Origin of the sequence: Saccharothrix deserti (genome assembly GCF_009769385.1) — a bacterium.
Classification (GTDB): Bacteria; Actinomycetota; Actinomycetes; order Mycobacteriales; family Pseudonocardiaceae; genus Actinosynnema; species Actinosynnema deserti.
In genome coordinates this window covers 75,693-89,378 of the sequence record NZ_VKAB01000002.1, presented here as the reverse complement: position 1 = coordinate 89,378, position 13,686 = coordinate 75,693, and the positions used below count along the sequence as shown (strand labels likewise).

At 70.2% G+C, this 13,686-nt stretch carries 12 protein-coding genes; 9 read left to right on the top strand and 3 right to left on the bottom strand.

The window, feature by feature from the left end; all coding sequences use genetic code 11:
• Positions 1–57: 57 nt before the first annotated feature.
• The 6 genes from FM051_RS51740 to FM051_RS14990 all read left to right on the top strand — a co-directional run bounded on the left by FM051_RS51740 (position 58) and on the right by FM051_RS14990 (position 7,272).
• Positions 58–2,052: a pectinesterase family protein gene (locus FM051_RS51740; RefSeq protein ID WP_238412401.1), complete on the top strand. Its 1,995-nt coding sequence runs from the start codon at positions 58–60 to the stop codon at positions 2,050–2,052.
• A complete protein-coding gene (locus FM051_RS15010) occupies positions 2,049–2,924 on the top strand; it encodes a carbohydrate ABC transporter permease (protein WP_158843575.1) in 876 nt (291 codons plus the stop codon). The genes FM051_RS51740 and FM051_RS15010 overlap by 4 nt, the downstream gene beginning before the upstream one ends.
• Entirely contained in the window at positions 2,921–3,814 is an 894-nt protein-coding gene (locus FM051_RS15005) for a carbohydrate ABC transporter permease (protein WP_158843574.1), read from the top strand. Before FM051_RS15010 ends, FM051_RS15005 begins: the two co-directional genes overlap by 4 nt.
• Before the next feature lie 8 nt (positions 3,815–3,822).
• Positions 3,823–5,109 (top strand): ABC transporter substrate-binding protein, encoded by a 1,287-nt coding sequence (locus FM051_RS15000; protein WP_158843573.1) that lies wholly within the window; start codon positions 3,823–3,825, stop codon positions 5,107–5,109.
• Positions 5,106–6,257: an enolase C-terminal domain-like protein gene (locus tag FM051_RS14995; RefSeq protein WP_158843572.1), complete on the top strand. Its 1,152-nt coding sequence runs from the start codon at positions 5,106–5,108 to the stop codon at positions 6,255–6,257. The genes FM051_RS15000 and FM051_RS14995 overlap by 4 nt, the downstream gene beginning before the upstream one ends.
• 79 nt (positions 6,258–6,336) lie before the next feature.
• Entirely contained in the window at positions 6,337–7,272 is a 936-nt protein-coding gene (locus FM051_RS14990) for a pectate lyase family protein (RefSeq protein WP_158843571.1), read from the top strand.
• 574 nt (positions 7,273–7,846) lie between these two features.
• Here FM051_RS14990 and FM051_RS14980 read toward each other — a convergent pair.
• Both FM051_RS14980 and FM051_RS14975 read right to left on the bottom strand, forming a co-directional pair.
• Positions 7,847–9,193 (bottom strand): MBL fold metallo-hydrolase, encoded by a 1,347-nt coding sequence (locus FM051_RS14980; protein ID WP_158843570.1) that lies wholly within the window; start codon positions 9,191–9,193, stop codon positions 7,847–7,849.
• A 94-nt stretch (positions 9,194–9,287) separates the two neighbouring features.
• The gene (locus FM051_RS14975; RefSeq protein WP_158843569.1) at positions 9,288–10,031 is read right to left on the bottom strand and encodes a GntR family transcriptional regulator; all 744 of its coding nucleotides are present in this window, start codon (positions 10,029–10,031) and stop codon (positions 9,288–9,290) included.
• A 209-nt stretch (positions 10,032–10,240) separates the two neighbouring features.
• On the opposite strand from FM051_RS14975, the gene FM051_RS14970 reads away from it, so the two are divergent.
• The 3 genes from FM051_RS14970 to FM051_RS14960 all read left to right on the top strand — a co-directional run bounded on the left by FM051_RS14970 (position 10,241) and on the right by FM051_RS14960 (position 13,321).
• Positions 10,241–12,664: a tetratricopeptide repeat protein gene (locus tag FM051_RS14970; protein WP_158843568.1), complete on the top strand. Its 2,424-nt coding sequence runs from the start codon at positions 10,241–10,243 to the stop codon at positions 12,662–12,664.
• An 85-nt stretch (positions 12,665–12,749) separates the two neighbouring features.
• The gene (locus tag FM051_RS14965) at positions 12,750–12,956 is read left to right on the top strand and encodes a hypothetical protein (protein WP_158843567.1); all 207 of its coding nucleotides are present in this window, start codon (positions 12,750–12,752) and stop codon (positions 12,954–12,956) included.
• Positions 12,957–12,970: 14 nt separating this feature from the next.
• Positions 12,971–13,321, top strand: coding sequence for a hypothetical protein (locus FM051_RS14960; RefSeq protein WP_158843566.1), 351 nt, complete (start codon positions 12,971–12,973; stop codon positions 13,319–13,321).
• On the opposite strand, the gene FM051_RS14955 is transcribed toward FM051_RS14960, so the two are convergent.
• Positions 13,284–13,592, bottom strand: a complete 309-nt coding sequence (locus FM051_RS14955; RefSeq protein ID WP_338019479.1) for an ABC transporter permease subunit — start codon at positions 13,590–13,592, stop codon at positions 13,284–13,286. The two genes, FM051_RS14960 and FM051_RS14955, sit on opposite strands and share 38 nt — an antisense overlap.
• Between the last annotated feature and the right edge of the window lie 94 nt (positions 13,593–13,686).

The window sequence follows — 13,686 nt, the reverse complement described above, 5'->3', positions numbered from 1 at the left end:
TGGGCGTCGAGCGGCACTGGGACGACCGGCGGGTCGGCCGCCACGACGATTCACGTCGTGCGCAACAAGGATGAATTGCGGGCTGCCCTGGCCGCACCCGCGCCGCGCATCATCAAAGTGCGCGGTGTCATCGACGTGCGCGAGGATTGCTCCACTTACGCGACGGACGGATATACCCTCGCGGGCTATTTGGCGGCATACGACCCCGCCGTTTGGGGGCGTGACACGAGGCCGTCGGGACCGATGGAGGACGCCCGCGCGGCATCCGCGGCCAAGCAGACCGAGGCCATCCGGTTCGACATCGGCAGCGACACCACGATCGTCGGCGACGGCAAGGGCGCGGGCATCACCGGCGCGAACCTGCGCCTCAACGGCGCCCACAACGTGATCATCCGCAACCTCACCATGCGCGACACCCGCGACTGCTTCCCCCAGTGGAACCCGACCGAAGACGTGGTCGGCAACTGGAACTCCCTCTACGACTCGGTGTGGGTGATGGGCGGGAGCACCAACGTCTGGGTCGACCACGTCACGTTCACCGACCAGCCGTACCCGGACAGCGAGCTCCCGAAGTACTTCGACCGCCCGTTCCAGATGCACGACGGCGCCTTGGACATCACCGCCGGCGCCGACCTCGTCACCGTGTCGTACAACCGGTTCGAGGACCACGGCAAGACGATGCTGATCGGCGGGTCCAACACCTCCACCGTCGACCCCGGCAAGCTGCGCGTCTCGATACACCACAACGTGTTCAGCAACGTCGAGGAGCGCCTGCCGCGGGTCAGGTTCGGCCAGGTGCACGTCTACAACAACCTCATCGAGCCGGGGCCGTCGTTCGTCTACGCGTGGGGCGTCGGCGTGCAGTCCGCGCTCTACGTGGAGAACAACTACGTCAAGCTGGGCAACGGAGGTTCGGTCGACAAGCTCATCTACAACTGGAGCGGCACCGCGATCACCGAGGTCGGCACGCTCGTGGACGGGAAGCCGGTCGACGCGCTCGACGCGTTCAACGCGGCCAACCCGACCAAGCAGCTCTCCGGCGACGCCGGCTGGACGCCCACGCTGAACCGCGGTCTGGAACCGGCCTCGCGGATCAAGAACCTCAAGGCCGGCGCGCAGCAGCGCGAGCGCTACCACGTGGCCAAGGGCACCGACTTCGACACGGTGCAGGCCGCGATCGACGCCGCGCCGCCGGGCACCACCATCACCATCGGCAAGGGCGTGTACCGCGAGGTCGTCCGGGTGCCCCGGACCAAGCCGGACCTGCTGTTGAAGGGCTCCACCGGCAACGCGCGGGACGTCGTCATCGACTACGACAACGCCAACGGCACCAAGAAGCCCGACGGGACCACGTACGGGACCACCGGATCGGCCACGGCGACGATCGAGGCGGACGGGTTCACCGCCCGCGACCTGACGTTCAGCAACTCGTTCGACCGGGCCGCGCACCCCGAGATCACCAACACGCAGGCCGTCGCGGTGAAGGCGACCGGCGACCGGCAGTACTACGACCGCGTCCGCTTCCTCGGCCACCAGGACACCCTGTACGCCGACACGCGCAACGTGAACACGAAGGCCCGCCAGTACTACCGGGGCGGCGAGATCGTCGGCGACGTCGACTTCATCTTCGGCCGCGCCACCGCCGTGTTCGACCAGGTGAAGATCACCGCCCTGAACCGGGACCGCGACCCCAACGGCTACATCACCGCCGCCAGCACGCGCCGGGACAACCCCCACGGGTTCCTGATCATGAACTCCACCATCGTGAGCGACGCGCCCGCGGGCACCTACTACCTGGGGCGGCCCTGGCACCCCGGCGGCGACCCGGACGCCATCGCGTCCGTCGTCGTGCGCGACACGAAACTGCCCGCCGCGGTGAAGACCGCGCCGTGGACCGACATGTCCGGCTTCTCCTGGCGCGACGCCCGGTTCGCCGAGTTCCGGAACTCCGGTCCCGGCGCCACCGCCGGTGTCGACCGGCCCCTGCTCACGGCCGACCAAGCCGCGCAGCACACCCTGCGCGCCTACCTCGGCGACTGGAACCCCGCATGAGGACGAAGACCTGGGCGCCCTACGCCCTGATCGCACCGACGCTGGTGCTGATGGCGGTCTTCCTGGTCTACCCGATCGGGAGCGTCGTCTACTACAGCCTCCAGCGGTACAACGTCACGCAGCCGTGGAAGAACGGCTTCGCGGGGCTGGACAACTTCAAGCAGATGCTGTTCGACGACCCGCTGTTCTGGCAGAGCCTGGCGTTCAGCGCCAAGTGGGTCTTCGTCGAAGTCGCGCTGCAACTGCTGCTCGGCCTGATCCTGGCGCTGATCGTGAACGAGACGTTCATCGGCCGCGGCATCGCCCGCGCGATGGTGTTCTCGCCGTGGGCGGTGTCCGGCGTGCTCACCACGGGCATCTGGATCCTGCTGCTCAACCCGTCCACCGGCATCTTCCAGGTGCTCTCCGAATGGGGCATCGGCTCGCCCGGCACCTCGGTGCTCGGCAACCCCGACACGGTGTTCGACGCACTCGTCGTCACCGAACTGTGGCGCGGCGTCCCGTTCTTCGCGATCCTGCTGCTCGCCGACCTCCAGAGCATCCCCAAGGACCTCTACGAGGCGGCGTCCGTGGACGGCGCCAGCCGGTGGCGGCGCTTCACCAGCGTCACCCTGCCGCACCTCAAGGACGCGATCATCCTGTCGACGCTGCTCCGCGCCGTGTGGGAGTTCAACAACGTCGACCTCATCTACACCCTGACCGGCGGCGGCCCCGCGAACCAGACCACCACGCTGCCGCTGTACGTCGCCAGGCAGGCCGTCGACTCGCACAACTTCGGGTACGGCTCGGCGCTCACCGTCGCCGGGTTCCTCATCCTGCTGTTCTTCTCGATCCTGTACCTGCGGGTGTCGAAGTTCGGGAGCCGTGCATGACCGAGACGTTGATCCGACCCCCGGTGGACACCCCGCCCCCGCCCCGGCAGCCGACCAAACGGCGCCGCCGGGCCGTGGCCGAGGAACCCGGCAAGCGGTGGCTCATCCACGTGCCGCTGGTGCTGTACCTGCTGTTCACCCTCATCCCGTTCTACTGGATGCTGGTGTTCGCGGTGCGGCCGACCGGCTCCACGCAGCTCGTGCCCTGGCCCGTCACGTTCGAGCACTTCGACACGGTGTGGAACGACATCGGCTTCGGGATCTTCTTCTACAACAGCGTGGTCATGGGCCTCGGCGTGCTCGTGTTCGTGACCGTGCTGTCGGTGATGGGCGGGTACGCGCTCGCGCGGTTCAAGTTCCGCGGCCAGCGGCTGTTCCTGCTGGCCATGCTGTGCAGCCAGTTCATCCCCGGCGCGATGATGCTGATCCCGCTGTTCGTGATCTTCAAGGGCATGGGGCTGCTCAACACCCTCACCGGCCTGATCGTCGCGGAGGTGGCGTTCCAGCTCCCGCTGTCGCTGATCCTGATGAGCGGGTTCATCCGCAACATCTCCGTGGAGCTCGAAGAAGCCGCCATGGTGGACGGCTGCTCGCGCCTGCGCGCGTTCTTCGCGGTCGTCCTGCCGCAGCTCAAGCCCGCGCTGGTGGCGGTCGGGTCGTTCGCGTTCATCGGCGCCTGGAACAACTTCCTGTTCGCGCTGATGTTCGCGACGCGGCAGGACAAGTTCACCCTGCCGGTCGGCCTCAGCTACGCGCTGGGTGAGTTCAACACCGACTTCGGCGCGCTCGCCGCGGGTGGCGTGGTCGCAGCCGTGCCGGTCGTCCTGGTTTTCGCCGTCGTGCAGCGGTTCCTGGTGCAGGGGCTCAGCGCCGGGGCTGTCAAGGGATAGGGAGCATCATGAGAAAACTGCTGGTCGCCGTTGCCGCCGCCGCGCTGGCGCTGACCGCCTGCGGGTCCGGAGGAACGGGCAGTGGTGACGGGAACGTCACCATCACGTTCTGGGACAACAACGGCGGCCCCGGCCGCACGCCGATCTACGAGGAGCTGATCAAGCGGTTCGAGGCCGCCAACCCGAACATCAAGGTCGAGTACGTCGGCATCCCCAGCGCGTCGGTGCAGCAGAAGTACGACACCGCCATCGCCGGCGGCGAGACGCCCGACGTCGGCGGCGTGACCACCTCGTACCTCTCGAACCTGGTCGGCCAGGAAGCGCTGATCCCCCTCGACGACCGCATCAACAGCGGTCCGCTGAAGGACAAGCTGCTGCCCTCGCTGGTGGAGACGGTCCGGCAGACCGCACCGGACGGCAAGCTCTACTCCGTCCCCACCTCCGGCAACATGGACATCATCTGGTACCGCACCGACCTGTTCCAGCAGGCCGGTCTGGAGCCGCCGAAGACGTGGGACGAGTTCACCACCGCCGCCACGAAGCTCACCGACGCGGCCGCGAACAAGTACGGCTACACCATCCGCGGTGGCGCGGGCTCGGTGTTCCAGCTGATCACCGAGGCCTACGCGTACTCCGGCGTGGACAACTTCTTCAAGGACGGCAAGAGCACCCTCAACGACAAGGCCAACGCCGAACTCGTCGACAAGGTCGCCGACCTCTACAAGAAGGCCACCCCAGAGGCCGACATCAACAACAGCTACACCCAGATGGTCGCCCAGTTCACCGGCGGCTCCGTCACGATGATGCACCACAACCTCGGCTCCTCCGGCGACGTCAACAAGGCGCTCGGCGACAAGGTCGCCGCCATCCCGCTGCCCGTCGGCCCGGGCGGCAAGCGGACCGTCGTGCCCAACCCGACCGACGGCTTCGCGGTGTTCAAGAACAGCGAGAACCCCGACGCCGCGTGGAAGTTCGCGGAATTCCTGGCCTCCTCCGAGTCCAACAGCTACTGGAACGAGAAGGTCGGCCAGATCCCGGCCAACACCGACGTGCGCTCGGCCGCGTGGATCGACGGCAACAAGCCGGTGAAGATGGCCCTCGGCGTGCTGGAGGACCCGTCCACCGTCATCGTGCCCGCCCCGGTCTACCTGCCGCAGTACTCGTCCATCACCAAGACCGACAGCGAGCCCCAGTACCAGAAGGTGCTCCTCGGTGAGCTGACCGCCCAGCAGTTCCTCGACGAGATGGCGAAGAAGCTCACCGAGGCGCAAAAGGAGTGGGAGGACCGCAAGTGATCGAACGCGTCGAGGTGTCGGTGTTCACCACCACCGCGTGGACCGCGGTGGACCCGGCCGGGCACCGACACCCCAGCGCCGAGCACGAGGTTCGCGAGGCGCTGCTGGAGATCACCGATTCCGACGGCGTCGTCGGACGCGTCCAGGTGCACCCGGACCAGCTGCGGCCCGCCGTGCTGGACACGATCGTGCGACCGGTGCTGCTCGGCGCGGACCCGTGGGACCGGGAACGGCTGTGGCGGTCGATGGCGCGCAAGCAGCGCGGATCGCACGGCCGGTTCACCGACCGGGCGCTCGGCTACGTCGACACCGCGCTGTGGGACCTGGTGGGCAAGAAGGTCGGGCAGCCCGTGTGGAAGCTGCTCGGCGGCGCCCGGTCCCGCATCCCCGCCTACGCCAGCACCATGTGCGGCGACGAGACCCCCGGCGGGCTGAGCACACCGGGCGACTACGCGTCGTTCGCGAAGCAGTTGGTGGAACAGGGCTACCGGGCGATCAAGCTGCACACCTGGATGCCGCCGGTGCCCGGCGCGCCCAGCGTGCGAGCCGACATCGCGGCCTGCGAGGCCGTCCGCGACGCCGTCGGCCCCGGCGTGGCGCTGATGCTCGACGCCAACCACTGGTACTCCCGCACGGAGGCGCTGGAACTCGGCCGTGCGCTGGAGGCGCTGGACTTCTACTGGTTCGAGGAGCCGATGGAAGAGGCGTCGATCAGCTCCTACCGGTGGCTGGCCGAGCAGCTGTCCATCCCCGTGATCGGCCCGGAAGTGGCCTGGGGCAAGCACATGAGCCGCGCCGAGTGGATCACCTCCGGCGCGTGCGACATCCTGCGCGCCGGCCCCACCGACGTCGGCGGCATCTCGCCGACGATCAAGGCCCTGCACCTGGCCGAGGCGTTCAACATGGACTGCGAGATCCACGGCGACGGATCGGCCAGCCTCGCCGTCCTCGGCGGCACCGACAACGGCCGCTGGTACGAGCGCGGCCTGCTGCACCCGCTGCACGACTTCGACCGCGTGCCGCCCCACCGGCTCGCGATCGCCGACCCGCTCGACGCGGACGGCCACGTCGCCATGACCTCCTCTCCCGGTCTCGGGGACGAGTTCGACGTCGAGCACATCCGCAAGCACACCGTGGAGAGGTGGTGAGTCCGGTGTAGACCTCAGGCCGCCGCCACGTTCTACCGCCGCCGTTTCCTGTCATCCACTGTTGTATGGAGGAAACCGCATGTCTCGCAAGATTTCCCGTGCGCTGCTCGCGGCCACGGCACTGGTCGCGACCGCGGCCATGGCGCCCTCGGCCAACGCCGCGTCGTTCAACCTCGAAGGTTGGGGGACGCAGTGCGGCGGCACGACCGGTGGCGGCAGCGCCACGCCGGTCAACGTCAGCACCACGTCCGCGTTCGTCTCGGCCGTCGGCTCATCGAGCGCGTCGGTGATCCGGGTCTCCGGCACCATCACGCTGTCCAGCATGACCAAGGTGGCGTCCAACAAGACGATCATCGGTGTCGGTTCCGGCGCCACCATCGCAGGCCACGGCCTCAACGTCGCCAACGCGTCGAACGTCATCATCCGGAACCTGAACTTCAGGGACTGGAAGGACGACGCGATCAACGTCCAGTACTCGACCAGGGTCTGGATCGACCACAACAGCCTGCGCAACGGCTACGACGGCGCGATCGACATCAAGCGCGCGTCGGACTGCGTGACCGTGTCGTGGAACAAGATCAGCGCCCACGACAAGTCCATGCTGTTGGGTCACAGCGACGACAACGCTGGCGAAGACCGCGGCAAGCTCCGCGTCAGCTACCACCACAACTGGTTCGACGGCACCAACCAGCGCCACCCGCGCGTGCGCTTCGGCAACCCCGTGCACGTCTACAACAACTACTACGGCGGCGTGACGTCGTACGGTGTCGCTTCCACCCTGGAGGCGGGCGTGCTCGTGGAGGGCAACTTCTTCGAGAACACCGAGGACCCGTTCCACCGCGGCGAGGGCTCCTCGCCCGCCGCGAACCTGGTGGCGCGCAACAACCACATGGTGAACTCGGGTTCGGGTGACCAGGGTGGCAGCGTCAAGGCGATCCCGTACTCCTACACCCTCGACAGCGCGAGCAGCGTGAAGTCGATCGTGCAGAGCGGTGCGGGCACGGGCAAGATCTAGCGCCCTGCCGGAAATCGGCGGCCCCTGGCTACTCTCCCGCCAGGGGCCGCCCCCCGCACGCCGGTGGCCCGACCAGCGCCCAGTCCACCTGTCCACCAGGGCCAGGCCGCCGAGGCGCGCGTCGCCCGCGTTGACCGTGACGACGAGCAGGTCAACCCGGTAGATCGGCTGGGCGACGAGGTATCTCCCGCTAACCGCCAAGATCACCCAGACGAGCGAACAAATCGTCAATGGGCAACTTTCAGCGCACCATTGACGTTGCCGGGAAAGAAAGGAGGCGGCACTCCCCGGGCGGCACGCAAGGCCCACCCGACCCCACCCACACGACCCCGAACCCACCCACCCGACTCCACCGAACCCACCCACACGACCCCACCGCACCGAGCGCACCCAGCGACAGCCCGACGACGGCTCCGGCCACCAGCGCGAGGAGCAGCACCGTCACAGTGGCCACCAGCGCGAGAAGCAGCGCCGTGTCACGTTGGCGGCCAGCGCGAGGAGCAGCGTCGTCACAGTGGCTACCAGCGCGAGGAGCAGCGCCGTCAGGCTGGCGACCAGCGCGAGGGCAGCGCGGTCACGGTGTCGCGATCGGCACGCCCGCGTCTGCGGCCTCGGCCCAGTCGCCGTCCACGTGCACCACGTCGTGCCCGGCCCGGTGCAGGAGGCTCGCCGCGATGCCGGCCCGGTAGCCGGAGGCGCAGTGCACCCACACCTCGCCGGTCGGCACCTCGTCCAGTCGTCGGACCAGGTCGTGCAGCGGGATGTGGAGGGCGCCGGCGACGTGACCGGCCCTGTGCTCGTCGGTGCGGCGGACGTCCAGCACGGTCGGGAGTTGTGCTTGTGCGGCTAGTTCGGGCCAGGTCGCGCGTGGGTAGCCGACCACCGGGTGACCTGGTGCGATGCCGCCCGCCGGGTTGCCGATCGCGGCGTCGGGTTGGTCGATGCCGATGCGGGACAGGTCGCGGATCGCCGCTCGTACGTCGTCCTCGGACCCGACCAGGGTGATCGGCTCGCCCCACGGGAGCGTCCAGCCCAGATAGGTGGTGAAGCTCTGGCCGTACTCGATGCCCACGGTGCCGGAGAGGTGGCCGGCGGCGAACGCCACGCGGTCGCGCAGGTCGACCACCCACTGGCCGTCCGCGATCCGCGCCTTGAGTTCGTCGGCGCGGAGCGGTTCGGGCACCGACAGGTCGGGTGCGCCTGGTCCGCGCAGGTTCAGCGGCGCCATGTGCGAGTAGTACGACGGGTACGCGGTGAGGTTCTCGATCAGGGTGCGGACGAAGTGCTGCTCGTCGTGGTCGGTGAGCGCGTGGTTGGTCCGGCGCTGTTCGGCGATCGTGGACGAGTCGGCGACGACCGCCGGCCCGGACGAGCAGAAGCTGCCGAACCCGTGCGTCGGGTACAGGGTGGCGTCGTCACCGGCCTGGTCGGCCAGCGCGCGGGCCGAGCGGTACTGGGCGTGGGTCAGGTGCGTGGTCTTGTCGGGCGCGACGAGGTCGGTGCGCCCGACCGAGCCGAACAGCAGGTTGCCGCCGGAGAACACGGCCCGCCGCCCCTCGTGCTCGACCACGTAGGCCAGGTGGTGCTCGGTGTGGCCGGGAGTGGCGACGGCGGTGACGGTCATCGTGCCGACCGCGAACTCGTCGCCGGGGCGCACCGGGTGGCGTTCGAAGGACACGTCCTCGGCGGCGGCCACCAGGTAGGTGGCCCGGTGGCGGCGGGCCAGCGCCAGACCGCCGCTGACGTAGTCGTTGTGCACGTGGGTCTCGGCGACGTGCGTGATGCGGACGCCCAGCCGCGCGGCCAGGTCCTCGACCCGGTCGAAGTCCCGCTGGGGGTCGACCACGAGGGCCGACTCGCCGTCGTGCACGACGTAGCCGCGATCGCCCAGGGCCTCGGTGCTGATCGTCTCGACGTTCATGCGCGCCTCCACCATTTGTCCGCACATTAAGCCGGACAACGGTCGGAGGACACCGTGTTCCGAGGGTGACGCAGCTAATGTTCGGACATTTGAGTCAGTGCCGTCGACCGGTCGCCTTCGACTCGGTGGTCACCGCGTACCGGTCGCCGCGCACCATTGTGTGCCGCCACTCCACCGGCCGCCCTTCCGCGCGGCCGAGCCGGTGGATCGACAGGCAGGCCACGTCCGGGCCGCAGCGCAGCAGCGCGCGTTCGGCGGCGGTCGGCACGACGGCCTTGATCGTCTCGCGGCTGTGGTCGAGCCGGACACCGGTCCGCTCCACCAGCACCGCGCAGAGGCTGCTGCGGGTGAAGTCGGCGTCCAACAGCGGCGCGGCGAGGTCGGCGGGCAGCCACACCCGGTCGATCGCCAACGGCTCACCGCCCGCCGACCGCAGCCGCTCCAAGTGCACCAACGGCGTGGAACCCTCCAGGTCGAGCCGGTCGGCGATCACACCGTCCGCCCGGACGTCCAGCACCCGCACCACGCTGCGCTGCTCCAGCCCGGCGGCCTCGACCGAGCCGAACAGGCTGCACAGCGTGTCCAACGGCTGCTCCACGTCGGCCGCCGGGCTCACCCTGGGCTGACGTCCGCGCTCGGCGACCACCAGACCGTCCGCCCGGAGCTGGTGCAACGCCTGGCGCACGGTGTGCCTGCTGACCCGGTAGTCCTCGACCAACGCCAGCTCACCGGGAAACCCGGCCGCGAACTCCCCGGACCGCAGCCGGGCGACGAGGTCGTCCTGGAGCTGCCGCCACAGCGGTGTGGCACCGCCCCGGTCGAGCGCACGCGCGACCATCCGCACCTCCTCTGTCCGGCCCTGTCCAGCTCCGGTTCAAATGTACGGACCACGGCTGCCCGCCGCGCGAGTTGTCGATTCGCAGACCGTGTCGGCAGTCGCAACCGCGTCGGCAGTCGCAGAGGTGGCGCCGGGAAGCCAACGGTCCCCGGTTCCCCGTTCCGGGCCGCTGCGGCGATCTAGACTCGATCACCTTGGGGAGGTGGCGGGTGAGCGACCCGAAAACGGCGTTCGCGCAGGCGCTGGCGCGGTTGCGGGAACGGCTGCCCGACGTGTCGGACGAGGCGGTGGCGCGGCGCGCGAGCGCGGTCGTCCTGCCGTCCGGGCGGAAGATCGCGGTGAACGCCCGGCGGCTGGGGGAGTGGGTCGGCGGGCAGTCCGTGCCGCGCGATTTCGACGCCGTGCTGGCGGTCGCCCTCGCGACCGGCGGCGTGCCGAAGCTGAACCCGCTGCGCGACCTGTGGCGGGCCGCGCACCAAGACCGCCGTGCGACCCCGAAAACCGGACGCGTGGTCGTCGGACGGCCGCCCACGGACGCGGCGGCGTTGCGCGATCGTGCCGAGCTGGCCGACGAGATCGACGCCGCGTTACAGGCCGACGACGTCCGCCAGGTGCTGCTCACCGGACCCGGCGGCGTGGGCAAATCGCAGTTGGCGACCGCCGCGTTCCACCGGGCGCGTGCCGACGTGCTGGTGTGGGTGGGCGCGCGGACCAGGCAGTCCGTGCTCACCGGGTACGCCCGCGCGTGGCGTGCGCTGGTGAAGGCCGACGCGGGCGCCGACGACGAGGCCCAGGCCGACCTGTTCCTGGCCTGGCTGCGGTCCACCACCACGTCGTGGCTGGTCGTGCTGGACGACGTGGACGACCCGGCGGAGTTGGCCGGGCTGTGGCCCGCCGGCGACACCGGACGCACCCTGATCACCACGCAACGGCGGGACGCGGCGCTGCTGCGGCCCGACGCGCGGGTGATCCCGGTGGGCACGTTCGACCCGGACGAGGCGGCGGCCTACCTGTCCGCCCGGCTGTCGGTCGACCCCCGGCACGACCCGGACCGGCTGGCCGTGCTCGCCGACGCGCTCGGGTGCTTCCCGCTGGCGCTGTCCCAGGCCGCCGCGTTCCTCATCGACACCGGCACGGACGTGCCCGCCTACCTGGACCTGCTGGCCGACCGGCGGCAACGGGTGGCCGACCTGTTCCCGCCGTCCTCACCCGGCGACGAGCACGGCGACACGGTCGCGGGCTCCGTGCGGCTGGCCGCGGAACGGGCGGAGTCGTTGGCCGCCAACGCGGTCGACGTGCTGGGCCTGGTCTCGGTGCTCGCGCCGGACGGCATCCCGGAGGCCGTGCTGCTCGACGGCGGTCGCAACCTGCTGGCGCTGCGCGCGTTGCACCGGCTCAACCTCGTCACCCACCACGGCCGGGTCGAGGCGCACGCACTCGTCCAGCGCGCCGCACGCGACCTCGTGCCCGACCTCGCCGCGGTCGCGGTGGCGGCGGCCGACGCGATCGAACGCGAGTGGGCGACGGCCGACCCGGACACCGCGGCGGCGCTGTACCGCAACGTCGAGGTGCTGCGGTCGGTCGCGGGGGAGCACCTGTGGGACGGCGCGATGCACCCCGTGCTGCACCGGCTGCCCCGGCACCTGGCGGCCATCGGCGGGACCGCGGCGTCCCGCGACGTCGCGTCGGAGCTGCTGGCCCGCGCCGTCGAGCCGAGGGACGTGCTCGACCTGCGCACCCAGGTGGCCAGGGCCATCGGCGACCTCGGCGACACGGCCACCGCGCTGGCGCGGCTCACCGACATCCGGGCCGCCGCCGAACGCGACCTCGGCCCGACCGACATCGACACCCTGTGGGTCCGCCTCTACCAGGCCACGTTCCGGATGGAATCGGGACTGATCGAGATCGCGCTCGCCGAGCTGACGTCCCTGGTCGCCGCCTGCGACCTGCCCGCCGCGCACCCGCTGCTGGTGGCCGCCGAGGACGACCGGGCGCTGTGCCTGGGGCTGTCCGGCGACCTCACCGGCGCGCGTGACGCGGCCACCGCGCTGGTGGCCGTGCTGCGCGAGGAACTGGGACCGAGGCACGCGCGGACGTTGCGGGCCATGCTCGGTCTGGGCCGCTGGATCGGCGAGACCGGTGACGCGCGCGGCGCGGTGGGCACTTACCAGGAGGCGCTCGACGGGCTGGTGGAGGTGGCTGGGATCGGGCACCACGACACGTTCATCGCGCGGCACAACCTGGCCTACTGGCGTGCCGTCGCGGGCGACCTGGAGAAAGCGATCGCCGAGTTCGAGACGGCGGGCGCCGACGCCGAACGGGCACTCGGCGCGGACCACCCGACGACCCTGACCTACCGGTCGAACCTGGCTTTCTGGCACGGGGTGGCGGGCGACCCGGAAGCGGTGGGCCGCCTCGCCGCCCTGCGTACGGAGGTCGAGGCCGTGTTCGGCCCCGACCACCCGCGCGTGCTGCGGATCAGGCAGCAACGCGCCGAACTCCTGCACCGCGCCGGGCAGCGCGCCGAAGCGGTCGACGAACTGCGCGCGGTGCTGGCCGAGATGGCCCGGGTGCAGGGCGCGAACCACCCGCGCACCCGGGAAGCGGCCGAACTGCTGGCCGGCTGGGAGTGATGGCGCGAACCTGCCAAGCGCCGCCGCAGACCACAGGGCTTTGCGACCCTGGGCTCTCGTGCGAGAGATACACGGGAGGGGCGCTGTGGAGCAACGGTGGAGGTCGCAACTGCGCTTGTGCGCCAAGGTGTTCGCCGTCGGCGCCGCTGCCCTGTTCATCACCACGATGCTGCTCGGATGGGGCACGGACGTGTCGGTCGTGGTGCTCGTGGCGGCAGTCGTGTTCGTCTTCGCCGTCGCCGTGGTGGACGGGATCGCCGCCGCCAACGCCAGGACCCGCGACCGCGGGTGAGCGCGTCGTGACCTGTGGCCGCCAGGGTCGGCGAAGGCGCTGTCGAACCGCGCAAGCTCGTGCGCGGACGCCTGTACCTGGTCCTCACCTCGACGTCCCTGCGCTCGAAGTCGCTGGAACCGTGGCGGTGGCGCTGGTTCTCGGTCGTTCCGGCGGTCGTGTTCGACCTGTCGCTGCTCGAGGGATGCGAACTGGTCGACCACGACCCGGACGGCTTGCGGTCCGAGCTGCCCGAGCGGACCGCGGTGCTGCACTTCGCCGGGGCGCCCGAACCCGTCGTGCTGTGGGTTCGGAAGGGACAGCACGCGGTCGACATCACGCGACGGATCAACGATCACGTGAAGCACCGGGGGCACGCGCGATGAGCCGCACCCCGGCCACCGCGTGCAGGCTGTACCCGGACAGCATGTACAGGCTGAACAGCAGCCCGCCCAGCGCCGAGCAGAACCCGCTGATCACGTACACGCCGATCTTCACCCGCGTGGTGGACAGGCCCATCAGCCGCGCGGACGACTCGCTGCCGCCCACCGCGTACACCGTGCGCCCGAACCGGGTCAGGTGCAGCACGTACATCGCCGCGATCACCACCACCAGCGCGATCACCACGCCGTAGGTGATGGTCACGCCGCCGGGCAGCTCGATCGACCCGGTGGCCAGGTCGCGGAACGTCGGGTTCTTGATCGACGAGGTGCGCCTGTTTGCCTGGCGTCGGTGGTGTCGCGGATGTTGC

Coding starts and splice junctions, on each gene's coding strand:
- FM051_RS15005 (WP_158843574.1), top strand. CDS start 2,921: ATGACCGAGACGTTGATCCGACCCCCGGTGGACACCCCGCCCCCGCCC.
- FM051_RS15010 (WP_158843575.1), top strand. CDS start 2,049: ATGAGGACGAAGACCTGGGCGCCCTACGCCCTGATCGCACCGACGCTG.
- FM051_RS14980 (WP_158843570.1), bottom strand. CDS start 9,193: ATGAACGTCGAGACGATCAGCACCGAGGCCCTGGGCGATCGCGGCTAC.
- FM051_RS14975 (WP_158843569.1), bottom strand. CDS start 10,031: ATGGTCGCGCGTGCGCTCGACCGGGGCGGTGCCACACCGCTGTGGCGG.
- FM051_RS14990 (WP_158843571.1), top strand. CDS start 6,337: ATGTCTCGCAAGATTTCCCGTGCGCTGCTCGCGGCCACGGCACTGGTC.
- FM051_RS15000 (WP_158843573.1), top strand. CDS start 3,823: ATGAGAAAACTGCTGGTCGCCGTTGCCGCCGCCGCGCTGGCGCTGACC.